Source organism: Xanthomonas sp. NCPPB 2922, from assembly GCF_041520885.1.
Classification (GTDB): domain Bacteria; phylum Pseudomonadota; class Gammaproteobacteria; order Xanthomonadales; family Xanthomonadaceae; genus Xanthomonas; species Xanthomonas campestris.
Genome location: NZ_JBGOFY010000005.1, coordinates 164,730 through 189,277, shown reverse-complemented (window position 1 = coordinate 189,277; position 24,548 = coordinate 164,730). Strand labels below are relative to the sequence as shown.

Below are 24,548 nucleotides of genomic sequence, written 5' to 3'. Positions count from 1 at the left end.
TGTGCATTCCACTGGCAACGACGCCACTGTTGCTGATCGCTCAAGGGCTGAATGACGGCGTTGCCGCGGCCGCAGCGCCTTCGCGGATGCGCGCGGCCTGCATTTCGGTGGCCAGCAACGTGCCGCGCACATCGCTAGTGTGCCGCCGGGCCTGTTTCATGCAGAAATGCGCAAAGCCCGCACTTCCTGGCTGCGGCGTGATCGCGTTTGCGGTCAACGCAGCGATCAGGCGCTGTTGCAGCCCCTGCATCCTGTTTTCTGCGCGCTGGATTTTTCTCATGTCCGAACTTTCCAGCTCCTCGTTTGCCATGCCCAGTTCTTCCAACATCAAGCTGACAGATCGCAGTTGGAACTCGTCGCGCTCACGCGCTTGATGCAGTTGCGTGGTCAAGCGTGCGTGCGCCTGCGCAGCCGTCGTGGCTGTGGCCTCTGTGTCTGGGATTGCACCACTGGCAGCATCCTCCGCCGGCAGCTCCACCCGCAAGCGCAGTTTCGAGTCTAGATATTTCTTTTGTAACTCCAGGCAACTTTGCATGTACGCAACCCGCGACTTGACCGAGCCTGGCGTTTGCAGCCACTGGTTCAACGCTGTTTCGGTCAATGTATCGGTATGTTTTGCATAGCTTCGCGCGGCTTTTTCGCCAGCGACGCGGGGTTTGCCGGTGAGCACTGCTCGCCCGTAGGTCGCCCCAGCAAAAAGCGCTGCCCTGGCTCGCTTGGCGAGCGAGGACGGTTGAGCCGCCTGACCAGTTGCTGGGCTCTGATCGGTAGAGCGAGGCACTGCCCGATAGCGTTTCTTCATGTCGTTGGCGCAGCTCTGCAAGAGCGCGTCCCGTGCTTTTTCCTGACCGTCGATACAGGCGTACAGGGCGCTGCGCAGTTCGAATCCATGCTGCGGAACGGCAACAGTCGCCTCCGTCGCGGCTGACGCGTCGTCGGCTGCAGGCGATGCCTGTTTTGCCGCTACCGACTGGGCAGCCACCGTGTGTTCGGTTGGGCCGGGCATGACATGGTCAGACTCCAGCTGGTCACCAGTGCCCGTCGTCACGACGGTGTCCGACGCTTTTCCCGAGGCACCGTCACTGACGCGTGGTGTGCCATGCGGATCCACTTCCCCCGGTGAGGCAGCGACGCCCGCCTCGGGCGTGGGCAGCAGGTCGGCCATGGCAAGCAATGCCCGGTCCACGCTGGGCATCTCCGCAGTCTCGTAGTTGCGATACCGTTTTTGCTTGCCATGCGCCAGCAGAAACTGGTGGCCACCAACACCCATCGTGACCGCACCCAGCAGACCGGCACCGACCACCAAACCGGTGCCCACCGGCCCGGTCACGGTGGCTGCACCCAGCACAACAGCAGCACTGACTCCGGTTTTGGTCAAAGTGCTGGCCGTGTAGGTGACGCCGCCAACGACAAAGCCCTTGTTCCAGTTGTTGAAGCTGCCGGCGAATCCGCTGCGCTGGGTCAGCTTGGTGCTCAAGAAGTGCTGGTAGCGTTGTGCGCCAGGGCTGAGCTCGCCCGGTTCCAGGCGTTGCATGAAGTCTTCGACACGCGCCACATCGGCAACCACGCGCGTTTTCTCCTTGCGTGACTGGTGCAGAAACGTACCGCCAAGCGCGGTGGCAGCGACGCTTGCCAGCGGAGCCAACACAAATGTGCCGGCAATACCGGCCGCCGACGCGACGCCTGCGGCGGCGGTGCTGTGGCCGATCAAGCCAGCAGCATTTGCGTTATTGGCGCCGAGTGCCAACCCGCCCTGGATGCCGAGCTCTGTCGTGGCCTTGGTAAAGATCACGCTTGCGGACGCCATCGAGGTCACCGCGATAGCGCCATCACGTGCGTTGCGCTGTTGTTGGTAAGCGACTGTATCAATCGCCTCGCTCAAGGCATGGACCTGAGCGCCTGCAACTGCATTCAATGGGCCGCTCTCCGGCACAGTTCGCAACGATGCCATCTCTGACCGCAGCTGCCGTTCGCGCTGCCGCAGGGCGCCGCGTTGTTCGGCCACTTCGCGGGTTTCCTTGTAGGCGGCGTAGATCGCAAGGCCAGAGAGCGGCAGCATGGCGCCACTGATGCTCAAGCTCATTGCCAGATCGGCAACGCCTTCCGGCGCCCCCTCCTCAGCCAGGGTGTGCAGGAGGCTCTCGTGCGCTGCAGGCTCGATCGGATGCGGATCCAGAGAGTGCTCCGCGCCGATACCATGCTGCGTCTGATGGTCTGCCGACACTGGCGTGTGATCGATCGGCGTGTGTTCGTGTGAATGCGCGGGTTGGTCGGCTTCCGGGGAATGTTCCGGTTCGCCCGAGTTGGGCATTTCCGCGATCAGTTCCGCCGTATTGTCTACAGTGCCATGCAGTGGATCGGCAAGATACTTGGCGACCACGAATGCATCATAGACCGCCTCTGCTTCCTGAATTTCGGCCATGGCATTTTCGCCGGTGTGCCTGCCGGACGCGTGCCTGGAAGAGGAATTTCTCCGAAGCGAACCTTTTCTTAACGATTCCAGCCCCATGGGCCAGCCGTTGGAAGCGGGAAAATCTTCAGCTGAAACAGGCACATCTGGAGCGGGCGAATTAGACAGACGAACATTACTGTTTGTGTGTTGCTGGATGCGCATAGCTCAGGCTCCGCATACGTGAGCCGGGAGGCTACGCCTCCTGCCCACGGGTCTCAGTGCAACTGCGAATGCACGTGCCCGGGAACGAATCGCGGAGCAAGGCGCATTCAGGGCTGACTTACATAGCTGATGAGGACTTCGCCTGAGAAAGTATCGTGTGTTGTCGCTCTATCCATCACGCCTATTTTAGTGAGCGTATTCGCACAGTTGCACGCCATTTCGCCTTGTCTTACACGACTTCGTACGAAGGTGCCGCGTGCGCTACATGTCTGAGTAGAAAGTCGCACGAGCGTCCGCGCGACGGCTGGGGATGGCCGCCATTCGTGTCATGCCTGCCCTGACAACTCCCTGCGATTTACCAGCCGCTCACTTCAACGATTACGGCACGTGTCTCTCACCATGAAAAAGATCTCACCCACCTCCCCGGTTATCCCACATGGCATGAAAGCGGAGGGCGATCAATCCGAGACCTCAATGCATCCTGCATCCGAACACCATGAGCCCGCCACTCCCGGCCAGGATCCCCTGCTCAACCTGCTGGAAAAAAGGAGAATCAGAAGCGGCGAGTCCTCTGTCCAAGAGTTGAGTGTGAACATAGATCACCCACCTCCCAGACTGATAGTGCCACGCTCCCTTCCACGCTCGCTGTCCAGCGGCAGCAGCACATCAACAACGCCAGGCTCCGATTCCAGCCGCAGATCGACGCCATACTCCGATTTGCCGGTACTGGGATCGCTACTCGACCCGCCCACACCTGGCTATCTCGCCCTGACACCGTCTCCCTCGAGTGCCTCCGGCATCCTGCGAAACGAAAGAATACGGTCACGGGACATGCGTTATCGTCAACAGGACGTCTCGCTCAGTCCGCGCACAATAAGGGACCTCACCACCAATTCTCGGCGTTCAGAACTGATCGAGCGACTGTCATTGTTGAAACCTGGTGCGCTGGAAATCGAGAACGGCTTCCTCCCTGTGCGGCTTGAAGGAACGCACAACGGCGACACCCAAAACCTCAAGGACATGCAGCCACTCGGAAAAGGCGCTTCCGGGCGAGCCTATGCTGTGCGTCTGGCTGAGGATTTCTGGCGTGGCGAAGAAAATTGCGGGCGGGACTTTGTCTTCAAGGCGATGTTGAACCCCGATCCCCAAGATCCGATCCCGACCAAACTGTATGACAAGCGCTTCCAGGAAGATGCGCCCGATCCAAAAAACCCTGTCTCGTTGCACAAAGCCAACATATACAGGGAATATCAAATGACCGTGTCGCTTGATGAGCGGTCTCGTATCATGCGTGCCTACGGTCTGGTGCAGATCGACGACATATTCGGCATACTGCTTGAAAAAATCAACGGCATCACTGTCGGCAATCTGATCAAGCGCGCACGCACGGCATTGCAGCAAGGGATGATCGCTGCGCCAGAGTATCTCGACGTGGCACGGCAACTGATAGCCGATGTCCTGATCGCCTTATCCTGCTGTGAAGACACGGGAATCGTTCACCAAGACGTTTCGCACAACAACGTCATGTACGACGGATCCAAGAAAATTTTCCGGCTGATCGACTTTGGCCTGGGTGAAGAAGAAGGTGAGCCCGTCAGGTATGGCACGCCCGGCTTTATCGAGGCAAATCCGCAGGCCACTGACCGGCTGGCCTCTCATCCACGGGATGTCTACAGCGCTGCTCAGCTCCTGGTGCATTTTATCAAATGCCCGACTCACGACATGGGTTTTACTGGAATCTTCAGGGCGAAGACAGAAGAAGATTTCCCGTTCATGGATGCGCTGAAACAGCTACACTTAAAAGACAGGGAAGAGATCGTCCGTTTTTTCAACCGCATGATTACCCCAAAGGAGAACGGCGGCGCCACGGCAGAGGATTTACTGAAGGACCCGTTCCTCAACGCCGCCGCGATAGGGCCCCGGGACAATGTCCATGCAACTCTCGAAAAATTGACCTGATGCGCCGCCTCTGAAAATCCTTTCAAACCCGAAGCAAAAAAGCTATCGGGCATGGAGATCACGCAAAAACACCCCCCCCAAAATCAACCGCTGCCTGCCGACATAGCCTGGCGACGTGGACATAGCCAGCTGCAATGGCCAATGCCATCGTCTATGTTGCCGAGAATGGCTGGAAATGACGCGACCTGCCCACGCGTTTTGGCAACTGGCATACGGTGTTCACGCGCATCAACCGTTGGGCAACGTGGGTTCACGGCGGTGGCGCCCAACCTAGTCCAATCGCCAGTGGCCCTGAGACTGACGGTAAAACCGAGAATGACCGAGCCAATACAGCCCAGGGTTGCTCGGATTTACCAGCGTATCAGCACTGATGGCCAGGACCTCACGCGACAGGCCGCGATCGTCCAAGAGGCCAAGGCCGTTGGCTTCTACGTCGCCGGCGTTTATCGTGAGAAGGCTTCTGGTGCGCGCGCCGATCGCCCTGAGTTGCTGCGAATGATCGAGGATCTGCAATCGGGCGAAGTGGTCATCGCAGAGAAGATCGATCGGATCAGTCGCTTGCCACTGGTCGAAGCCAAGCGCCTGGTGGCGTCTATCCGCGCGACGGGTGCGCGCCTCGCCGTTCACGGCGGCGTCGATTTCTCCGAAGTGGCGGCCGAGGCGAAAGGCGTGGCAAAGGTCGTGCTCCAATCAATGCAGGACAAGAAGGCGCCTGGATTACAGCGCAAACACCAACATTGCACGCCATCTCGGCGGTGCTGATTGAAGCCCGCAAGATACTGGTTAGTTGTTCAGAGTTTTCCTTGCGATACTTAATGCCGATTGCACAAGGCTTGGCTGCCACGTACCCATATCGCGTGCAACGAACGCATTAAACACTGCACGAGCCGCATGCGGACTGACACGCACCCGCGCCGACACCATCACCCGCCGCATCCTTCAAACCGTAGCGTGCAGCGTCGCCGGCCAGCGCGCTTCATCAAGAATCAGACGTACCTGCTCTGCCAGCAGCTCTAGACAGAGCGCCAGCTCGTCCATGCGAATCGCCAGTTGCGGGGCCTGCTCTTCTGCGCGCGTGCGCGGCTCCGCAATCCGCGCCAGAAAACGCATGTGCTCGCCAAGCTTCTGCAGGCGGTCCTGCGCCTGCTCGGGCAGGTAATAACCCAGCACGGAGCCATCACCGTCAAAAGATTGCTGCATTCTTTTCTCCCGTCACATACCGAATGGCGTGCTCTCTCGTCAGGAGACACCGCTCCTTGACCATGAGATTACCAAGCAACCGGCTTTCGCGCATCCATTTTTATTGCATCAAATAAAATGAAGCACAAATTTGTTGACAGGAATAGGGTTTTTCTTCATTGTGCGCTTCATGATCAATCATGCACTCATCACCACCCTTGCCAAGCACGCGGATGTCCGCATGGGCTACCCGTTTCGCGGGTCGATTCCTGAGGTTGCCGGGGGCAGCGTGCGCGTCGTCCAAATCAGGGACGTCCCACGCACCCGGCTCTGCACCTACGACGCGCTTGTCGCAACAGAGGTGGAAGGCCGCAAGCATCCCGACTGGCTCCTGGATCAGGACGTCGTGTTCATCGCCAGAGGGTCCAACACCTTCGCGGCGCTGGTGCAGGCACCGCCGCCACGCACGCTCTGCTCCCCACACATCTATGTCATCCGGGTGAAGGCACCGCAGCAGTTGTTGCCCGCCTTTCTCGCGTGGCAACTCAATCAGGCGCCGGCACAACGCTATCTGCGCCAATCGGCCGAGGGCAGCAACCAGCTGAGCATCCGCCGCACGGTGTTGGACATGACCCCCATCCGCCTACCCCCACTGCAACTGCAACACGCGGTCATTGCGCTGGAGCAGGCTGCACATGCAGAGCGCGACGCGTTGCACGCACTCATCGACAACCGCACAACAGAGCTGGCGATCCTCGCCGAGCGCCTCCTCGCCTAAGCCTTTGGAAACCCCATGAGCAAGACAGACATCGCCCAGGACACCATCAACGCCGCCGTCTGGGCCGCCTGCGACACCTTCCGCGGCACCGTGGACCCCAGCGTCTACAAGGACTACGTGCTGACCATGCTGTTCCTGAAATACGTCTCCGACGTCTGGCAGGACCATTACGACGACTACACCGCCAAGCACGGCGACAAGCCCGGCCTGATCGAAGAGCTGCTCAAGAACGAGCGCTTCGTGCTGCCGCACCGCGCCAACTTCTACACCCTGTACGACCAGCGCCACCGCCCCGGCAACGGCGAGCGCATCGACACCGCGCTGCACGCCATCGAAGACGCCAACCTGGGCAAGCTGCGCGACGTGTTCCAGGACATCAGCTTCAACGCCAACAAACTCGGCGAGGAGCAGCAGAAGAACGACCTGCTGCGCCACCTGCTGGAAGACTTCGCCAAGCCCGCACTCAACCTGCGTCCTTCGCGCATTGGGCAGCTCGACATCATCGGCAATGCCTACGAGTACCTGATCAAGAATTTCGCCTCCAGCAGCGGCAAAAAGGCAGGCGAGTTCTACACCCCGCCAGAGGTTTCCACGTTGATGGCGCGCCTGATGGACCCGCAGCAAGGCGACGAAATCTGCGACCCCACCTGCGGCTCCGGCTCGCTGTTGCTCAAGTGCGGCCGGCTGATCCGCGAGCGCACCGGCAGCGGCAAGTACGCGCTCTACGGCCAGGAGGCGATCGGCAGCACCTGGGCGCTGGCCAAGATGAACATGTTCCTGCATGGCGAGGACAACCACCGCATCGAATGGGGCGATACCATCCGCAATCCCAAGCTGTTGGCCGGCAACCACCTCAAGGACTTCGACATCGTGGTGGCCAACCCACCGTTCTCGCTGGAAAAGTGGGGCCACGACAGCGCCGATACCGACCCGCACGACCGCTTCCGTCGCGGCCTGCCGCCGCGCACCAAGGGCGACTACGCCTTCATCCTGCACATGATCGCCACCATGAAACCGCGCACCGGCCGCATGGCCGTGGTGGTGCCGCACGGCGTGCTGTTCCGCGGCGCGGCCGAAGGCCGCATCCGCCAGAAATTGATCGAAGAAAACCTGCTGGACGTGGTGATCGGCCTGCCGGAGAAACTGTTCTACGGCACCGGCATCCCGGCAGCAGTGTTGGTCTTCCGCTCCAAGAAGAAAGACAAAAAAGTGCTGTTCATCGACGCCAGCCGCCAGTACCAGGACGGCAAAAACCAGAACCTGCTGCGCGAGAGCGACCTGCAACGCATCCTGGACACGGTGCAGGCGCGCCAGAACGTAGACAAATACGCCTACCTGGCCAGCCCGGAGGAGATTGCCGGCAACGACTACAACCTCAACATCCCGCGCTACGTGGACACCTTCGAGGAAGAAGCAGAGATCGACCTGATGGCAGTGCGCCGCGAGCGCGAGCAGTTGAAGGGCGAGCTGGCAACACTCGAAACGCAGATGGCCGCCTATCTCAAGGAGCTTGGCTATGAGTGACGAAAAAACCCACATCGCCACACATGCTGACGAGGGCTTCCCGGCACACGACAGTGCTGCAGTCCGGCGCACATGGCACCAAGGCCAATGGTGGTTTGCGGTCATCGACCTGGTTGTCGCACTGACCGACTCGGAAAGCCCGGAAAACTATCTACGCAACTTGCGTCGCCGCGATGAAGAGCTCTCCCGCAGTTGGGACACATTGGTCACTCCCCTACGCGTGGCCACTGCGGGCGGACCGCAGCTGTTGAACTGCACCACGCTGGAAGGCGCCTTGCGCATCATTCAATCGATCCCCTCGCCCAAGGCCGAACCCTTCAAGCGCTGGCTGGCGCGCATCGGCAACGAACGCCTCCAGGGCGAAGAAGCCGTCGATTTCGATGCCCTGAGCGAGAACCAGCGGCGCCTGTTCCTGCGCGACCAGATGAGCCAGCACAACAAGGATCTGGCCGCCGCAGCCAAACAGGCCGGTGTGGAAACACCGCTGGAGTACGCCGTCTTCCAGGACCACGGCTACAAGGGGTTGTACGGCGGCCTGGGCGCAAAGGACATCCACGCACGCAAGGCCCTGAAGAAAAGCCAGACGATCCTCGACCACATGGGCAGCACCGAACTGGCCGCCAACCTGTTCCGTGCCACGCAGGCGGAAGAAAAGCTGCGCCGCGACAACGTGCAGGGCAAGACGGCGGCCAACCGGACGCATCTGGAGGTGGGCCAGACGGTGCGCAAAACCATTCAGGAACTGGGTGGAACCTTGCCGGAAGACCTGCCCGCACCGAAAACCAGCATCAAGCGGCTGCAGAAGGACGCCAAGCCGGCATCGGGCAACGACAAGGCCAAGAAATGAACAGCCAGCATGTCGCATGGCAAATCAAGCACTTGCCGCAAGGGGGGGGTCAATTTGACCCCCCCCTTCCCAGGGCAATCCGGACAACCGCCTTACCTGGCTTGCAGCGATGGGCATCCCTCTCACAGGCTCGGATTGAGGCATCAATTGTCAAAGACAACGTGACAACTGCCGCCGACGGCCAGAAGACCGCTGCGCAACCGGCGGTCGAACCCGCCAAGCCCAGCAAGCCCAACATCGCACTGACCGGCGGGAAAGCCAGCCGCGTGCGCAAGAACGACCTCATCTTTGCCAGGAACGCTCTCGACCCAGAGAAGGTCGCGCAGTTGAACCGTATCTCCTTGATGTTTTTTGGCTACGCCAAGGACCGCGCCAGCCAGCGCCGGGACTTGCGCATGGACGACTGGCGCCAACACGTGGACCGCTTTGTCGAATTCAACGAACGGCCGTTGTTGAAAGATGCCAGTACGGTCAGCCACGAGCGCATGCAGCAGATTGCGCATGAGCGCTACGCCGCGTTCGAAACGAAGCGACGCACGGCAGAGGCATTGGCGGCGGATGTGGAAGACATCAAGGCATTGGAATCGTTGGATATAGCTGCACGTAAGGAGGCAAACGTGCCTCTTGATGATTTGAAGTTGATGCCGGGTAGAGAAGCGCTTGGACCGCAAAGTGTTGGGGTTTTCAACCTGGCACGGCTAACCGAAATAACAAAGCGATTGAATAAGGAAGGATCCAGCAATGCTTCCTGATGGATGGGTAAAAACAACTGTCGGCAAGAGTTGCACAATCAGAAACACGTTGCGATTTCCACTAAATGCAACGGACCGGGCGAACATGCCTGGTGAGTATCCGTATTTCGGCCCGACCGGAAAGCTCGACGCGATCGATCACTATCGAATCGATGAACCCTTTGCGCTCATAGGCGAAGACGGCGACCATTTTCTAAAGTTCCGGGATCGCCCGATGACCCTATATTTCGAGGGAAAAGCAAACGTCAACAATCATGCGCACATCATCGGCAATTCGAAGGAGTGCCTGGCAAAGTGGTTTTACTACTGCTTCATGCACAGGGATCTGACCGCGACTCTTTCCCGGCAGGGTGTAGGTCGTTACAAGCTGACAAAATCCGGGCTTGAACAACTTGAGTTGGCACTGCCACCTAAGCAAGAGCAAGCTGCAATTGTCGAAGTGCTTTCGACCTGGGATCAAGCCATCGCCACCACCGAGCGACTGCTAGCCAACAGTCGTCACCAGAAGATGCTGCTTTCACAGCAAGTATTGACCGGCAAGGCACGTCTTGCGGGCTTCACTGCTAGTGGGCATAAGAGGAACACGCCCTATGGCTCAGTTCCAGTGGAGTGGGACTACCCCCGAATCGGCGATGTCGCTGCGGAAATAAGCGAAAAATTAGGCGATTCGGAGCCCCACCCGGTCTTGTCCTGCACCAAACACCACGGGCTGGTGGATTCACTGAAATACTTCAAAAAACAAGTTTTTAGCCTAAATACGTCCACCTACAAGGTTGCTCCTCGGGGCTGCTTCGTCTATGCAACGAATCATATCGATGAAGGCTCCATCGGCTATCAGAACTTGTACGACGCCGGCCTGATCAGCCCTATGTACACGGTCTTCAAGACAAACGATAAGGTCGTTGATGCCTACCTGTTTGCGCTTCTCAAGACAGAGCACTACCGCCAGATATTTGCGTCTGCGATCAATGCCTCTGTGGACCGCCGCGGAAGCCTGCGCTGGAAGGACTTCCAACGCATCCACATTCCGTTGCCGTCCGTAGAAGAGCAGCAGGCGATTGCGACGATGTTGGCTCAAGGCGGCCGCGAAGTTGCGTTGATCAAGAACCAGCTGGACCTGCTGCGCGAAGAAAAATCCGCCCTGATGTCCCAACTCCTCACCGGCAAACGTCGCGTGCGCCTGCCCGCCGACGAGGCAGAAACCGCATGACCCACAGCGCCCCGGACACCCGCGAACAGGCCAGCGCGCAGCTGCCCGCGTTGCACCTGCTGTGCAACCTGGGCTGGCGTTACCTCAGCAGTGCGCAATGCCTGGCGCTGCGCGGCAGCACCCGCGAGGTGCTGTTGCTGCCGCGTCTGATTGAGACGTTGCAGAGCCGTCGCTTCGACTACAAGGGGCAGACCTACCCGCTCTCGCCGAGCGGCATCGACCAGATCGTGCGCGAGCTGTCGGCGCTGCCGCTGGGCGATGGGCTGCTGGCCGCCAATGAGCGGCTGTATCAACTGCTAACGCTGGGCATTACCGTCACCGAGTTCATGCCCGACGGCAAGAAGCACCAGCCCACCATCGCGGTGATCGACTGGGGCGATGCAGCCCACAACCTGTGGGATATCACCGAAGAATGCGAGGTGCTCTCCACCCAGGGCACGCATACGCGCACGCCCGACATCGTGGGCTACGTCAACGGCATCCCGCTGGTGGTGATCGAAACCAAGCGCGCCGATGCCGGGCATGCCGGCAAGTCGATGGTGGCCGAAGCGGTGAGCCAGCAATTGCGCAACCAGCGGGCAGAAGAGATTCCGCAGTTGTTCGCCTATGCGCAGTTGTTGGTTGCCATCAGCCTGACCGAGGCGCGCTACGGCACCACGCACACCCCGGCCAAATTCTGGGCGCGTTGGCGCGACGAGCAGTTCGACCAGGCGCAGCTGCGCCGCCTCAAGAACCTGCCACTGCCTGCGGCTACCCGCGATGCCCTGCTGGCAGACAAGCCGGCGCCGCTGCGGGCCTACTGCCAGGCGTTGTGGGCCAAGCCCATGCTGCCCACCGAGCAGGACCTGCTGTTGGCCGGGTTGCTCACCCCGGCCCGGCTGCTGGAGGTGCTGCGCGGTTTTGTGCTGTTCGACCGCAAGGTCGGCAAGATCGTGGCGCGCTACCAGCAGTTCTTCGGCATCCGCGCATTGCTGGCGCAGATCCGCACGCATCGCCCCGACGGCGGACGTCAAGGCGGCGTGCTGTGGCACACCACCGGCTCGGGCAAGAGCTTCACCATGGTGTTTCTGACCAAGGCGCTGGTGCTGGATACGGCCTTGACGCAGTGCCGGGTGCTGGTGGTGACCGACCGTACCGATCTGGAGGCGCAGCTGTCGCGCAACTTCATCAGCGGCGGCGCGTTTGGCTCGGCCGTCGGCACCAAAAAAGAAGGTGAGCGCAGCAAGGCCACGACCGGCCGCGATCTGGCGCGCCGCATCGGCCAGGGCAGCGAGCGCATCACCTTCTCGCTGGTGCAGAAGTTCACTACCGCCGCCAAGCTGCCCGAGTGCCACAACGCCTCGGCCGATTTGATCGTGCTGGTGGATGAAGGCCACCGCAGCCACGGCGGCGAAACCCATGAGCGCATGCGCAAGGCGCTGCCCAATGCAGCCTATCTGGCGTTCACCGGCACCCCGCTGCTCAAGAACGAGAAAGCCGCCAACAAGTTCGGCCCGATCCTGCATGCCTACACCATGCAACGCGCAGTCGAAGACCAGACCGTGGCCCCGCTGCTGTACGAAGAACGCGTGCCGGAGCTGGAGGTCAACGCGGCGGCGGTCACGCGCTGGTTCGACAAGATCACCGCCGGGCTTTCGGACGCGCAGAGCGCGGATCTGAAAAAGAAGTTCGCCAGCAAGCGCGCTATTTATGGGGCGGCCAACCGCATCGAACTGATCGCCTGGGACATTGCCGCGCACTTCAACGAGAACATCAAACCGTTGGGCCTGAAGGGGCAGCTGGCGACCGACAGCAAGCGCGACGCCATCCGCTACAAGCGCGCCCTGGACGAGACCGGCCTGGTGACAGGCGCGGTGGTGATCTCCCCGCCCGATACCCGCGAGGGCAACAGCGACGTTGATGAAGACACCCTGCCCGACGTACAGAAATGGTGGAAGCAGGCCATCACCGACCAACGGCTGGATCCGCACGAGTACGAGCGGCAGACCGTGCGCGACTTCGGTGGCGATGGCGACCCAGACCTGCTCATCGTGGTGGACAAGCTGCTCACCGGCTTCGATGAGCCGCGCAATGCGGTGCTCTACATCGACAAGCCGCTCAAGGGCCACAACCTGATCCAGGCGGTGGCACGGGTGAACCGCCTGCACGACGCCAAGCGCTACGGCATCCTGGTGGACTATCGCGGTATCCTGACCGAACTGGACACGGCGGTACGCGCGTATCAGGACCTGGAAACCCGTACCCAAGGCGGCTTCGATGTGGCCGATATCGAGGGCCTGTACCAGGCGATCAGTACCGAGTACAGACGCTTGCCCGCGCTCAATGCCAGGTTATGGGCATTCTTCGACGGGTTGGCCAGCCATGACGATCCGGAGCAGTTCAGGCAGCGCCTGAGCCCGCGCTTCGTCGCTGACGAAGAGGGCGCCGATTACGACGAGCGGCAGAAACTGCGCGACGACTTCTCCGCCGTGCTGACCGAGTTCGGCCTGTGCCTGCAGACCGCACTCTCCTCGCGCAGCTTCTTTGAAGACGCTGCCTTTCCGGATGCATTGATCGACCGCTACAAGCGCGACCTGCGTTTCTTCTCCGGGTTGCGCAGGACCGCACGCCAGGATGCGATGGAAACCGTGGACTACAGCATCTACGAAGAGCAGATCCGCAAGCTGGTGGACAAACAGGTGATCGGCCGCGAGGTGCGTGAATCCTCCGGTGCTTACGTCGTGCACGAATTGGGCAAGCGCGAAGATCCGCAGACCTGGTCGGAAGAGAAGACCCGCAACGAGGCCGATCTGATCCAGACGCGTCTGCGCAAGACCATCGAACAGGAGTTGGCCAGCGACCCGTACGCGCAAAAAGTCTTTGGCGAGCTGTTGCGTGAGGCCATTGCCGAGGCAGAAGCCATGTTCGACCACCCGTTGAAGCAGTACGCCGTGTTCAAGGCGTTCGAGCAGCGCCTGGAGGCCAGGCAGATCCCCAGTATTCCGGTGGCATTGGCCGATAACCCGCATGCCAGTGCCTACTACGGCGCGATCCTGCTGGAATTGGGCGAGGATGCCATGCACGCCAAGAGCGCTGCCGAGGCAACGCATCTGGCCGATCTGGCACTGACGATCGATGGCGTGGTGCGCACCGCCATTGCCGAGAACTCGTTGAACCTGCACAGCATCGAGTCGCAGATTCGCCAGACCTTGCTTCCGCCCATCTTCGATCTGGTCGGGCTGGACCATGCCAAGGCCATCGTGGAGCAGGTCGTGCACATCACGCGCATTGGGCTCAGCCGCACGTGACACCAGGTCAGAACGACACCGAGATGGTGGTGAGCTACGGCGAGCGCCGCATCCACTGCCAGATCCGGCGATCCGCGCTAAGGCGCACCCAACGCGTGGCCATCCATGTGGAACCCGATGGCTGCGTACGGCTGGATGCGCCGCTGCAGGCGACCGATACTCAGATCAGACGCGCGCTGACCCGGCGCGCACGCTGGATCCACCTGCACTTGGTGGAGATCGAACAACGCCTGCGGCATGTCACCCCACGCGAATACGTCAGTGGCGAAACTGTGCTGTATCTGGGGCGCCGCTACCAGCTAAAGGTAATCCTTGACGACCAGATGCATGACGTCCGCCTGCGTTGCGGTTACGTCGAAGCACGGGTGCCCAGCCGTGCGCCCGAGGTGGTGCGCGCAGCGCTGGAAGACTGGCAACGCGAGCGCGCCAGGTTGCTAATACCGCAGCGCGTGGCCAACATGGCCGCCCAACTCCGCTGGATCAAACAGATGCCCCCTCTCTCACTGCGGATGATGCAGCGCCAGTGGGGAAGTTGTTCACCCTCGGGAAGGATCAGCTTGAATCTCGGTCTTATCCGTGTCCCGGGCGCCTGTATCGATTACGTCATCCTGCATGAGCTGTGTCATCTGAAAATCCACAACCACGGCAAGGGCTTCTATCGCCTGCTCGCTGCCCATATGCCTGGTTGGCGGGAGATCAAACAACGCCTGGATAGTCTGGCCGAGCTGGCGTTGCGTCACTGAGCAATTAGATCAGTCGGGCTTCTCCGACCGCCTGGGGCAAGCGTTCGGGTGGTCGGCGTAGTGGAGGCTTACTGCTTACTGCTTACTGCTTACTGCTTACTGCTTACTGCTTACTGCTTACTGCTTATTGCTGACTGCTGTCTGCTGTCTGCTGGGGCAATGGTTCTTGGCTGACTCCGCTGCATGCGTTGCCAGAACGTGAACCGGATCTGCCAGAGATGTTTGCATCTCTCAGCAACAGCCCTTCAGACCGCCGCGCCCGCGCCGTTATCTGTACGTCCGCCGCCTGCGCAGCGTCTGCTACCAATTGTTGTATCGAACGGATGGCATTCCAGGCAAGATCACCGGCTCACGCCGTTGTGGAAGGCAGTGGCGCATTCCCGTCGTTCCATCGAGCGACGGTCGGTTGGTGAGTTCCAGGAGCGTTTCATGTCGTCGTCCACCGTTACGCAAGACCCTGTCTCCGCGGTTCCGGAGCAGACCCAGCACGCCTTTGCCGAACACGTCCACAGCAAGCCCGCGCCCAGCCAGCCGATCGGCAGCACCGAAGCGGCGCACCTGATGACGTTCTTGTGCCAGACCCACTCGGCCAAACAGCCGCAGATCCTGCTGCCGCCACAAGCGCGCGACAACGATGCGGCCTGAGCGAGACGACGCGCTCGCGTCAGCAACTGCACCAGTGGCGACAGCACTGCAGCTGTCGCCAATCGCCATTACTTGCCGCCGTTGAACGCCTTGAGCACGGTGAGCAGACTGGTCAGATTGTCGGCCACGCCCACTTGCGCGACCTTCTCGACGTCCGCCGCCGTAGCGGTCGTATCGATGCTGTAGATCTGCATCACGCCCTGCGTGGTTGCCGCCTGCGCCAAGGTGTATTGCTGTTGTTGCGCCGCGTTCTGAAACAGGGTGCCGGTCGCATGCGCCATGCTCTGGTAGATCGTACCCATCGCCATTGCAGACGCTTCGCCGATCACCTTGACGTTGGTCTGCGTGACGGCATCGGTGATGTGATCGTTGACTGCGGTTGGAAAAGCCATGTGCGCGCTCCTGAGTGGACGGATACACGGCATGCGCGTTTGCAGACCGATCTGCGCTGGAAGCCAACCGCACCTGCCTACTGCGCGCGGTGCGCTGACCATGCAGCAGCCCACGCACACCGTGTCATCTCGATAACGGCCTGCGCGCGTGCGACTGAATCCCCACAACACCTACGCAATGCACATCGCAGGCGCAGCGAAGTTCTGCGCGATGGCAGTGGGCAGGGTCAACGCGGTCAGGCCAAGTGCGGCCAGTCAGCGCAATGGGGAGAGCGGGTGTGACGACATCGCGGGTCCTCGCAGTGGTCGGCGACCACGGCCGCCTGGGTTGACCAGAGCACATGGTATTTAATAGATGATAAATAGGTATCTTTAAAATCTACACAGGACTGGACCACAATGCCGCTGTCACGCCTGCTGACCTGCCTTGTTGCGAGCCTTGCTGCCTACGCAGTTCAAGCCAAATCGCCCATGCCGCCGCCCTCACCGATCATGCTCAGCGAGTTCATTGCCGACCAGGCACCGACGCCACAGGCGCACGCCTCTACGCTGTTGGAAACCCGCGACGGCACGCTGCTGGCGGCCTGGTTCGGCGGCGCACACGAGGGTGCGGCCGATGTCGGTATCTGGCTCGCCCAACGCGGCCCGCAGCACTGGCAGACACCGCGCCGCATCGCAGACGGCGCACACGCAGGCGTGGATGGCGCCGCACTGCCGGCCTGGAATCCGGTGCTGTTTCAGTCCGCCACCGGGCCGGTGCAGCTGTACTACAAGCTCGGCCCGAATCCGCGCGATTGGTGGGGCCTGCGCATCACCTCCAGCGACAACGGTGCGCACTGGTCGCCACCGCAGCGCCTGCCAGACGGCATTCTCGGCCCGATCAAGAACAAGCCGGTGCAATTGCCGAGCGGACGCATCCTGGCACCCAGCAGCGGCGAAGACCGTGGCTGGCGCGCGCATCTGGAATGGAGCGACGACGACGGTGCGCACTGGCAGCGAGGCCTGCCGCTCAACGACGCCGCCACCATCGGCGCCATCCAGCCCAGCCTGTTGCTGCACGCCGATGGCCGCCTGCAGGCGCTTGGCCGCAGCCAGCAAAACAAACTGTTCAGTGCCTTCTCCGACGATGGCGGGCTGCACTGGCAGCCAATGCAATTGCTGGACGTGGAGAACCCCAACAGCGGCACGGATGCCGTGATGCTGCACGACGGCCGTGCCCTGCTCGTCTACAACCCGGGCATTGCCGGCAAGCAATGGTGGGATGGCCGCGGCACGCTGGCCGTTGCGGTGTCAGACGACGGCGTGCAGTGGCGCCGCGTGCTCACCCTGGAAGACAGCCCGAAAGATGAATTCTCGTACCCGGCCGTGATCCAAACCCGCGATGGCCTGGTGCACATCAGCTACACCTGGAAGCGCCAGCGCATCAAGCATGTGGTGATCGACCCGGCGAAATTAAAAGTGCGTTGATTGGGATTGGTGCGCTGAGTGAGCGGGTCTGATGCTCCATAAAGACGGTTGCAGGGTTCGCGACAGCTGATACAGCGAGTGGTCAACGGAGGATGCTGCGTGGACCCTCAAGGACATAGGAAGAATCATGCGGGCGTCACTGATGTCTTCGGATACCACCGCACCTGCATCTGCCGTGTTCACTCTTGATGTCCGCATGCCCACGCTCTGCCATGATTAATTGCTCAGACGCAACGCTTCTTGTCACCGAGGCACCGCCTCCGCAGTCAACCCCAAGTCCCGAACGTTACAGGTGACCCAACCGCGCACCTTTTCCACCCGCTCGCGGCATGCAAGGCTGCTCCCGCCCAGTCTCGCTCATGCGCATGCATATACATATGCCGCCGCTATGGGGCCGTCGGCGGAGCAAAGGCCTCCTCGGCGAGCCGGTCCAGATAAGTGCGCATGCGTTGTTCGATTAGTGCAGGCTCCGTTGGAAGCGGACGCTGTGGCACGCTGGCTCCGCGCATATGGACACGCGGATAGGGGAACGCCGGCACTGGCAGCGCCAAGAACGCGCACAGTCGTTCCCAGCTCGATTCGGTATCGGTATCGAGCACTAGCAGGCGCGGCGCCGGTATATGCGTGATCACAGCCCGGTTCCAGCGTCGGAAGTAGTCGGTCATAAAAGCGCGCTCTCCAAGGCGCGCGCCCAGATCGCGGCGCAGGAACTGACTCAGGCGCTGCCCACGGCTACCAAACAGCGACGGTAAATTGTTACTACCCGAGAAAATCGTCGCGCTTACCGAATCGAACCACGCGTCAGGATCGCGCACGGTCAGAATCACTTTGGCATGTGGATAACGCGCGGCCAGTTCCATCCAAAAACAGCAGCCGGGATAGTCGGTGGTCGCCGCATAGCCGGCGAAAATTCTGTCCCAGTCGGGGCGCCCGTCGATGGCAGACTCCCATTGCGGCAAGTCCTGACGCAGGTTCGCCGCCAATTCCATAGCGTGATAGCACCGGCCCACACCGAGCCGTTCGAGCGCCAGCTTTAGCGAAAGAGTGCCCGTACGACCCAGGCCGGCTCCAATGAACTGGAGACTCACGACGTTTGCGTCTGGCCGTGGGCCAGCCACTGCGCTGCGTCCCGGCCTAGCTCCGCCTCTGCGCGCCGGGAGTAAGCGGTATTTAGCTCAGCCGGCAAGACCTCACGCCAGCGGCCGATTCGTCCCTGGTTGAAAAACGCCTTTCCGTCTTCGCGCCACAAACCGGTACCCTGCGGCACGTAGCGCGCCGCATGCTGCCGCATATAGTCGAAGCGGCAGTGCGCCACAATCGCATCCCACCTGTCTTGAGCGACCGTAATGCCGAGAAAAGCGGCAATGAGACGGATCTGGCCGGGCAGGTCATCTAGCAGATCGGCGTAGTGCAGTAGCAGCACATTCGCGTCCTCGCGTCGTTCCCACCATGACCGCACGTTTTCCCATAATGGCCAGAACGGCGCTCCATCGTATTCGAGCCAATGCGCCACGTAGGCATCACGCGGCAGGCCCGGCGGCGACACCACACGCAACTTGCCGGATTTGCCGCCATTAGCGTGCACGCGTGCCTGCGCATCCTGGCTTACCGCGCATTGATGGTCGTACAGGCTCAGTGCAATGTCGCGGCCGTCGCGGCCGATGTAAAGGTATCTGGCGAGCGGACTAGTCACCAACGCATCGGCCGGCAAGTGTGTCTTCATGAAGCGCCGCTGGCTCTGCGCCTCCAGCAGCGCGAGCTTGGTCGCCTTATCCGGATAGACCCCGTCTACCCAAGGGGAGATGGCAGAGACATCAATGTTCGGTTCACCGCCGAAGATCAGTTGGGCCACAATCTGCTGCAGCCAGGTCGTGCCTGCTTTGGCGTAACTGGCGATTACGATATCGCCCCGGCGTAGCGCCAGATCATTCCATACGCTGGAATCGAAAAATCGGTTGGGATATTCCCGCGTTTTCTTTCGAACATGCTGACTAATCATTGGGCGTTACCGAAGCGAGACGTACCGGGGAGGCATGCGCCCGCGATGGCACAACTGAGCGTATCACTCGTGGCCGCAGCGCGATACGCACATCCATTGGCCGCAACACAAGAGCGGGAAAGGGCGACGGCCGCGCGTCAGGAGCCAGATGCAGGCTACATGCATGCAACACGGTAGCGATGACTATGGTCATCTGGGTCAGCGCCAACATGCTACCAATGCAGCTACGTGGGCCACCGCCAAAGGGGAAGTAGCTATAACGCGTCAGCGAGTGGGTGGCGCTGTCGTCAAGCCAGCGCGCGGGCAGGAAAATCTCAGGGTCGGGAAAATGGCGCCCGTCGCGATGCACGACCCATGCACTGACGAGCAATTGGGTGCCACGTGGAACATGGAAGCCATTCAATGTGGCGTCGCGTTGCGCAATCCTTGCGGTTATCCATGCCGGTGGATACAGACGCATTGACTCCTTGACGCAGGCCCGCGATTGCGGCAACCGGTCAAGCAAGCTGGTGCCTGAAGCGACATCGGCGCCGTCCAGTGCGCTGGCTTCTTGCGCCACCTCCTGCGCGATGTGCGGGTGCTGAGCCAGTAATAACAAGGTCCAGGTCAGCGCTGCCGACATCGGCTCCAGTGCCGACATCAGTATCGCCGCCGCTTCGTCGCGGCACCAGTCGCCGTCGTCTCGCGCGGTTTCGGCTAGCAGTAGCGCCAGCACCGATGCTGCGCGCGGCGGACGCTGCGTGCTTTGCATCAATATCCGATCCAACGCCATGTCGATGTCCGCGCGTAAGCGGCGCAAGCGACGCCGGCCTGATGATGGCCACCAGGTCGGCGCCAGGGATTGACGACGCGTCTGCTTGGAGATGGCATCGACCATGGGCAGCATGCGGAGCAAGTCCGCTGCATTCTCCGAATCTCCAAGCAGGAAGCCAGCTCCCAACTGCGCGCACAGCCCAGTCATCAGCGTGCGCATGTCTTGTGTCGCGCATGAGTCGCCCAGCTCATGCAAGAGCGAGCGGGTGGCCGCCGACGCCTGCATTGCAGATTCGCGTACCAGCGCAGCGCGAAATGCAGGCATAAGCGTCCGCCGCTTATGCTGCCAGACCGCGCCCGAGCTGTTCATCACAGAAGCAGGGAATGCAGGGCGCCGCATGCCCGGGTCCGGGTCAGGGTCAGCCTTCCCGTAAAGCTTACCGTCGTCGCCCAGCACTGTACCGATCGTGGCCGGTGCGGCTAGCAGGTAGGTTTGATCGGCAACTTTGACCACATCGCCGTACTTGCGCGCGCAGTCCTGGAGAAATGACAAAGGATTGTGGGAAAACTGCCGCCGATTACCGAATGCCCAGTGTCCGGTCGGGCCGGGGGGGATAGCGTTATTGCTACCTGAACTCATGCGCGCCTCACAGATTGTCGGCGACTAATAACGGTCACGTGGAGAATCTTGAAGATAACTACGAGACCGGTCCTGCCTTAACATGCGCACTGCGGAAGAGGAGGAGAAACCTCCTCTTCCGAAACCGTGTAGAGAGTCAATATGTGTAGATGCAGCCAAGTTTGCGGCCACCAATGACCTGGACCCAACGCATCAGCGCGTGTAAGACTCGTTTCATGAGAATATTCCTTTAGGAGATATTGATAACGGAGCGTCTTTTCGCAGAAATCATCGAAATGACTATTCGATCTTTGGGTTGCACGCTGTGCGAGGCAAGCTGGTTTGCGCAAAAATATCCCGAGAAACGAAAAGTGTGCATACGCAGCTTCTGTCACGAACAGAGCGATGCCGTCAGCACCGCGTATTATTGTCGAGTAGGTTTGCAAGCGAGCGCGATATATGCCTGCCTCTCACCAGTACGATCGAATTTCCTTGTTCTACGACAGCTTTCATGATCGTTGGCAGGCGCTGCAGCGATGCGTGCAAATCCTGGCCGAACTGGCTGATGGACGAACATCACTGGAGTTGGGCATCGGCAGCGGGCGCATCGGGCTGCCGTTATCGCAGCGAGGCGTGCCGGTCGCTGGTATCGACAACGCACCTGCGATGCTGGACGCATTGCGTGCAAAACCCGGTAGCGAGCAGCTGTAACTGGTTTGTGCCGATTTTGTTGACATGCCGTTCACTGGGCCATTCGGCCTGATCTACGCGGCGGCCTCCTTCGGCTATCTGCTTACCCAGGCCGAGCAGTTGCGCTGCATCATCAATGCAGCGCGTTGCTTGGCGCCCGATGGCAAGCTCGTGATCCAGACTGCAGTGCCCGGCGCCGAACTTTTCGACAGCCGCGGAAAGGTGAGCCAAGTGATCGACGTGCCGGAGACGCAGGGCACGGGCGCCGCAGTGATGCTGGTGTGCTCGCAAACCGACCCAGTGCAGCAGCGCCTCGATCAGCGCGTGGTAGTCCTGGGCGAGGACGGCACGCGCATCTTCACTGAGCGCCGGCGTTACGTCTAGCCATCGGAACTTGATTTGATGGCGCGGATCGCAGGGTTGCGCCTACAGGTGCGGTGGGGGGACTGGGGACGCGAACCCTATGGTGCGCATAGTCGAATCCAGATCTCGGTTTACGTCCCGGCAAACGCTGCTACGGCCTAAGAGCAGCTATCAAAACTACTGCGCAGCCGCCAGGCGGGCGCGGCCGGTGCTCGGAATCGGCATATACCCCCGTACACTCCGGTTCCTCCGCGCCGTCCGCACCCACCTGACGACTGCTCGCTGCGTTTTGTTAGCCGCTCTAAGTCGTCGGAGTTGCCTCATTGCGATTAAAAAAGATGGAGCAAGCTGAGAGAAACATTCTCGATGAAAATGAGCCGGCACGGCCTTGCGCTTTTTAGTCAGCTGCGATTTACGCGTATCGCTTTCAAAAGGTGAGCGATCGCGCCCTCAACCTCGCTTCCTTTCCCGAGGCGGGAGGAGCTTGTGTTGGCAGGTCCTCGCTGACGCCTTGCGCCGACACGCCCGCTGCACTGAAGACGTTTTCAGGCTGCGTTTTCACTCGAAGTCCCGACAGCTGATAGACCCAGGCGCATCGCGCTCAGATGACCTAGAGCACAGGCAGACAACACCTAGTAGCAACCCGCCCGCACCCGCCACTTACGCTGTCTGCAACAACTGCACGATGCTGCGCACGCGCGCCACGTCGGTGCGTTGATAATCGCCGCCCAGGTCAGTGATGTACGGATGCGGTGCATGCACCTGTGCCGCCACCGGGCCACGCGCCGAGGCATGAAATTCGCGCGCACCGGTGCCTGCGCGCAGTGCCTGCACATTGGCCGCCGAGACACCCGCACCCGGCATGATGCTGATCCGCTCGCCGGCCTGTCGCACCAGGGCGGCAATGGTCTCTACCCCCTCAAGCGCGCTCGCACGCGCACCCGAGGTCAACACACGCTCGCAACCCAGCGCAATCGCATCCTCCAGCACGCGTGCGGGATCGGCGCTGACATCGATCGCGCGATGGAACGTCACCCCCAGCGTCCCTGCGGCCTCGATCAACGCACGCATCGCCGGCAGGTCGACTTGCCCCTGCGGATCCAGCGCGCCCAGTACCACGCCGTCGCAGCCCAGCCGCACGCACTGCTCCACGTCGCGCCGCATCACCTCCACTTCCGCGGCGTCGAAAACAAAATCGCCCACGCGCGGGCGGATCAGCACATACAGCGGAATATGTAAGCGTTCGCGCACCACTGCCAAGGTGCCGAACGAGGGCGTCAGCCCACCGCCATCCAGCCCGCCGCAGAGTTCGACGCGGATCGCACCGCCATCCTGCGCGGCCAATGCCGAGCCCACCGAATCGGCCGCCACTTCCAGTCCCACCACGACGTCTGCCGCACTCATGCGGCGGGCTCGTTGCGGTAGTGGCTCTCACCGGGCACCAGCAGGTCCTGCCGCTGCGCATCGCAGACCGCGTAACTGAAACCCTTCTGGATCGCGAACGCGCCGACCTCGCCGCGTTTGTTCATCGCCAGAAAGCCCACCTGCAGCGTGCGCGTAAGCTCGGGCTTGCGCCGCACCAGCCGCATCACCACCTCGCGGCAGGCCTGCGCTGGCGACTTTCCCTGGCGCATCATTTCCACCACCGCAAAGCTGCCGACATTGCGAATCACTTCTTCGCCCACGCCGGTGGAGGTGGCGCCGCCCACTTCGTTGTCCACATACAGGCCCGCTCCGATGATCGGGCTGTCGCCGACCCGGCCGTGCATCTTCCACGCCATGCCACTGGTGGTACACGCGCCGGACAGATTGCCGTGCGCATCGAGTGCCAGCATGCCGATGGTGTCGTGGTTGTCCTTGCCACCTGGCAGCTTGGCATCGCGCCAGGCGCGGTTTTCGATATTGGCTTCGGGCGAATACCTGGACGTCTTCAGCCACTCCTTCCACGCCGCCTCCGAACTGGGCGTCAGCAGCTTGGTCTTTGGGAACCCCTGCTCAAGCGCGAACTGCCGCGCACCATCGCCTACCAGCATCACGTGCGGCGTTTTTTCCATCACCGCGCGCGCCACCGAGATGGCGTGCACCACATCTTCCAGCGAAGCCACCGCACCGCAATTGCCAAGGTGATCCATGATGCAGGCATCAAGGGTCACCCGCCCGTCGCGATCCGGATAGCCACCCAGGCCCACGGTGGGATTGCTGGCATCGGCCTCGGGCACGCGCACGCCCGCTTCCACCGCATCCAGCGCCTTGCCGCCGGCTTTCAGAATGTCCCAGGCCGCCTGATTGGCGGCGATGCCGAAATCCCAGGTGGAGATCACCCGCGGCGCGCCAGCGGGCAGGACCGGCACGCGTGCCGTGCTAGCCGCACCCGCAGCTGCCTGCGCACGCGCCCCCCACCCGGCCAGCCCTGAGGCAATGGCGCCCAGCGTGGCGCTCTTGAGGAAGTGACGACGTTGGATCATCCAGATGCACTCCGTGACGGAAACAGGTGACCGCGCAATCAGCGGCAGCCTCCCATGATGCGACAGCGTGGCGCGCCGATAAACCACAACGCCGCTGCGGTGCATGCGGATCCACGCACAACGCGAACCACGGCAGCGCGAGCGCAGCCGCCAAGTCGGCGAAAAAAATGTCGCATCGGTTAACCCCGTTTCCCATCCTGGCCCGTTAGACGTTCAGAGGCGCAGTGCACGGCGACCTCCGGACCTCTTTTCTCGCCACGCT

Annotated in this window: 18 protein-coding genes, 1 other RNA gene and 3 pseudogenes; 14 read left to right on the top strand and 8 right to left on the bottom strand. The window is 61.3% G+C overall.

Annotated features, from left to right (window positions below; translation table 11 throughout):
* Positions 1-40: 40 nt before the first annotated feature.
* On the bottom strand, positions 41-2,614 hold the full coding sequence (xopK, locus tag ACD584_RS08835) for a type III secretion system effector XopK (protein ID WP_274340382.1): 2,574 nt from the start codon (positions 2,612-2,614) through the stop codon (positions 41-43).
* A gap of 399 nt (positions 2,615-3,013) precedes the next feature.
* On the opposite strand from xopK, the gene xopAU reads away from it, so the two are divergent.
* The 3 genes and pseudogenes from xopAU to ACD584_RS08820 all read left to right on the top strand — a co-directional run.
* The gene (gene xopAU / locus ACD584_RS08830) at positions 3,014-4,573 is read left to right on the top strand and encodes a XopAU family type III secretion system effector serine/threonine kinase (protein ID WP_076036983.1); all 1,560 of its coding nucleotides are present in this window, start codon (positions 3,014-3,016) and stop codon (positions 4,571-4,573) included.
* Positions 4,574-4,707: 134 nt separating this feature from the next.
* A pseudogene (locus ACD584_RS08825) lies at positions 4,708-4,815 on the top strand (transposase); the annotation flags it as partial.
* 73 nt (positions 4,816-4,888) lie between these two features.
* Positions 4,889-5,275: pseudogene (locus ACD584_RS08820) on the top strand (recombinase family protein); the annotation flags it as partial.
* A gap of 237 nt (positions 5,276-5,512) precedes the next feature.
* On the opposite strand, the gene ACD584_RS08815 reads toward ACD584_RS08820, so the two are convergent.
* Entirely contained in the window at positions 5,513-5,773 is a 261-nt protein-coding gene (locus ACD584_RS08815) for an XAC0095 family protein (RefSeq protein WP_076036984.1), read from the bottom strand.
* Positions 5,774-5,942: 169 nt separating this feature from the next.
* Here ACD584_RS08815 and ACD584_RS08810 point away from each other — a divergent pair, with 169 nt between their 5' ends.
* The 8 genes from ACD584_RS08810 (at position 5,943) to ACD584_RS08775 (ending at position 15,538) form a co-directional block, all read left to right on the top strand.
* Entirely contained in the window at positions 5,943-6,530 is a 588-nt protein-coding gene (locus ACD584_RS08810; RefSeq protein WP_175611658.1) for a restriction endonuclease subunit S, read from the top strand.
* A 15-nt stretch (positions 6,531-6,545) separates the two neighbouring features.
* Positions 6,546-8,054 carry a type I restriction-modification system subunit M gene (locus ACD584_RS08805; RefSeq protein WP_076036986.1) on the top strand — a complete coding sequence of 503 codons (1,509 nt, stop codon included), beginning with the start codon at positions 6,546-6,548 and terminating at the stop codon, positions 8,052-8,054.
* Positions 8,047-8,901, top strand: coding sequence for a BRO family protein (locus ACD584_RS08800; protein ID WP_175611659.1), 855 nt, complete (start codon positions 8,047-8,049; stop codon positions 8,899-8,901). The genes ACD584_RS08805 and ACD584_RS08800 overlap by 8 nt, the downstream gene beginning before the upstream one ends.
* Before the next feature lie 161 nt (positions 8,902-9,062).
* Positions 9,063-9,653 (top strand): RhuM family protein, encoded by a 591-nt coding sequence (rhuM, locus tag ACD584_RS08795; RefSeq protein ID WP_228438009.1) that lies wholly within the window; start codon positions 9,063-9,065, stop codon positions 9,651-9,653.
* On the top strand, positions 9,643-10,863 hold the full coding sequence (locus tag ACD584_RS08790; RefSeq protein ID WP_075285460.1) for a restriction endonuclease subunit S: 1,221 nt from the start codon (positions 9,643-9,645) through the stop codon (positions 10,861-10,863). Before rhuM ends, ACD584_RS08790 begins: the two co-directional genes overlap by 11 nt.
* Complete coding sequence (locus tag ACD584_RS08785; protein ID WP_076036987.1) at positions 10,860-14,150, top strand: type I restriction endonuclease subunit R; 3,291 nt, start codon at positions 10,860-10,862, stop codon at positions 14,148-14,150. Before ACD584_RS08790 ends, ACD584_RS08785 begins: the two co-directional genes overlap by 4 nt.
* On the top strand, positions 14,147-14,893 hold the full coding sequence (locus ACD584_RS08780) for a SprT family zinc-dependent metalloprotease (RefSeq protein ID WP_076036988.1): 747 nt from the start codon (positions 14,147-14,149) through the stop codon (positions 14,891-14,893). Before ACD584_RS08785 ends, ACD584_RS08780 begins: the two co-directional genes overlap by 4 nt.
* A gap of 429 nt (positions 14,894-15,322) precedes the next feature.
* Positions 15,323-15,538: a hypothetical protein gene (locus ACD584_RS08775; RefSeq protein ID WP_006448659.1), complete on the top strand. Its 216-nt coding sequence runs from the start codon at positions 15,323-15,325 to the stop codon at positions 15,536-15,538.
* A 68-nt stretch (positions 15,539-15,606) separates the two neighbouring features.
* Here the strand turns inward: ACD584_RS08775 and ACD584_RS08770 are convergent, their stop codons facing one another.
* Positions 15,607-15,930 carry a RebB family R body protein gene (locus ACD584_RS08770; protein WP_076036989.1) on the bottom strand — a complete coding sequence of 108 codons (324 nt, stop codon included), beginning with the start codon at positions 15,928-15,930 and terminating at the stop codon, positions 15,607-15,609.
* A 399-nt stretch (positions 15,931-16,329) separates the two neighbouring features.
* On the opposite strand from ACD584_RS08770, the gene ACD584_RS08765 reads away from it, so the two are divergent.
* Positions 16,330-17,397 (top strand): exo-alpha-sialidase, encoded by a 1,068-nt coding sequence (locus tag ACD584_RS08765; protein ID WP_040940883.1) that lies wholly within the window; start codon positions 16,330-16,332, stop codon positions 17,395-17,397.
* 386 nt (positions 17,398-17,783) lie between these two features.
* Here the strand turns inward: ACD584_RS08765 and ACD584_RS08760 are convergent, their stop codons facing one another.
* The 3 genes from ACD584_RS08760 to ACD584_RS08750 are packed head-to-tail and all read right to left on the bottom strand — an operon-like array spanning position 17,784 to position 20,789.
* Complete coding sequence (locus ACD584_RS08760; protein WP_040940882.1) at positions 17,784-18,485, bottom strand: sulfotransferase family protein; 702 nt, start codon at positions 18,483-18,485, stop codon at positions 17,784-17,786.
* Entirely contained in the window at positions 18,482-19,396 is a 915-nt protein-coding gene (locus tag ACD584_RS08755) for a sulfotransferase domain-containing protein (RefSeq protein ID WP_011038034.1), read from the bottom strand. Before ACD584_RS08755 ends, ACD584_RS08760 begins: the two co-directional genes overlap by 4 nt.
* Positions 19,389-20,789: a cytochrome P450 gene (locus ACD584_RS08750; RefSeq protein ID WP_076036990.1), complete on the bottom strand. Its 1,401-nt coding sequence runs from the start codon at positions 20,787-20,789 to the stop codon at positions 19,389-19,391. The genes ACD584_RS08755 and ACD584_RS08750 overlap by 8 nt, the downstream gene beginning before the upstream one ends.
* Before the next feature lie 438 nt (positions 20,790-21,227).
* On the opposite strand from ACD584_RS08750, the pseudogene ACD584_RS08745 reads away from it, so the two are divergent.
* Positions 21,228-21,983 (top strand): annotated as a pseudogene (locus ACD584_RS08745) (class I SAM-dependent methyltransferase).
* A 61-nt stretch (positions 21,984-22,044) separates the two neighbouring features.
* A non-coding RNA gene (locus ACD584_RS08740) (sX9 sRNA) lies at positions 22,045-22,119 on the top strand.
* Between the two features lie 362 nt (positions 22,120-22,481).
* Here ACD584_RS08740 and ACD584_RS08735 read toward each other — a convergent pair.
* Both ACD584_RS08735 and ACD584_RS08730 read right to left on the bottom strand, forming a co-directional pair.
* Positions 22,482-23,225 carry a copper homeostasis protein CutC gene (locus tag ACD584_RS08735; protein WP_165349441.1) on the bottom strand — a complete coding sequence of 248 codons (744 nt, stop codon included), beginning with the start codon at positions 23,223-23,225 and terminating at the stop codon, positions 22,482-22,484.
* Positions 23,222-24,286: a N(4)-(beta-N-acetylglucosaminyl)-L-asparaginase gene (locus ACD584_RS08730; protein ID WP_076036991.1), complete on the bottom strand. Its 1,065-nt coding sequence runs from the start codon at positions 24,284-24,286 to the stop codon at positions 23,222-23,224. The genes ACD584_RS08735 and ACD584_RS08730 overlap by 4 nt, the downstream gene beginning before the upstream one ends.
* Positions 24,287-24,548 lie beyond the last annotated feature (262 nt).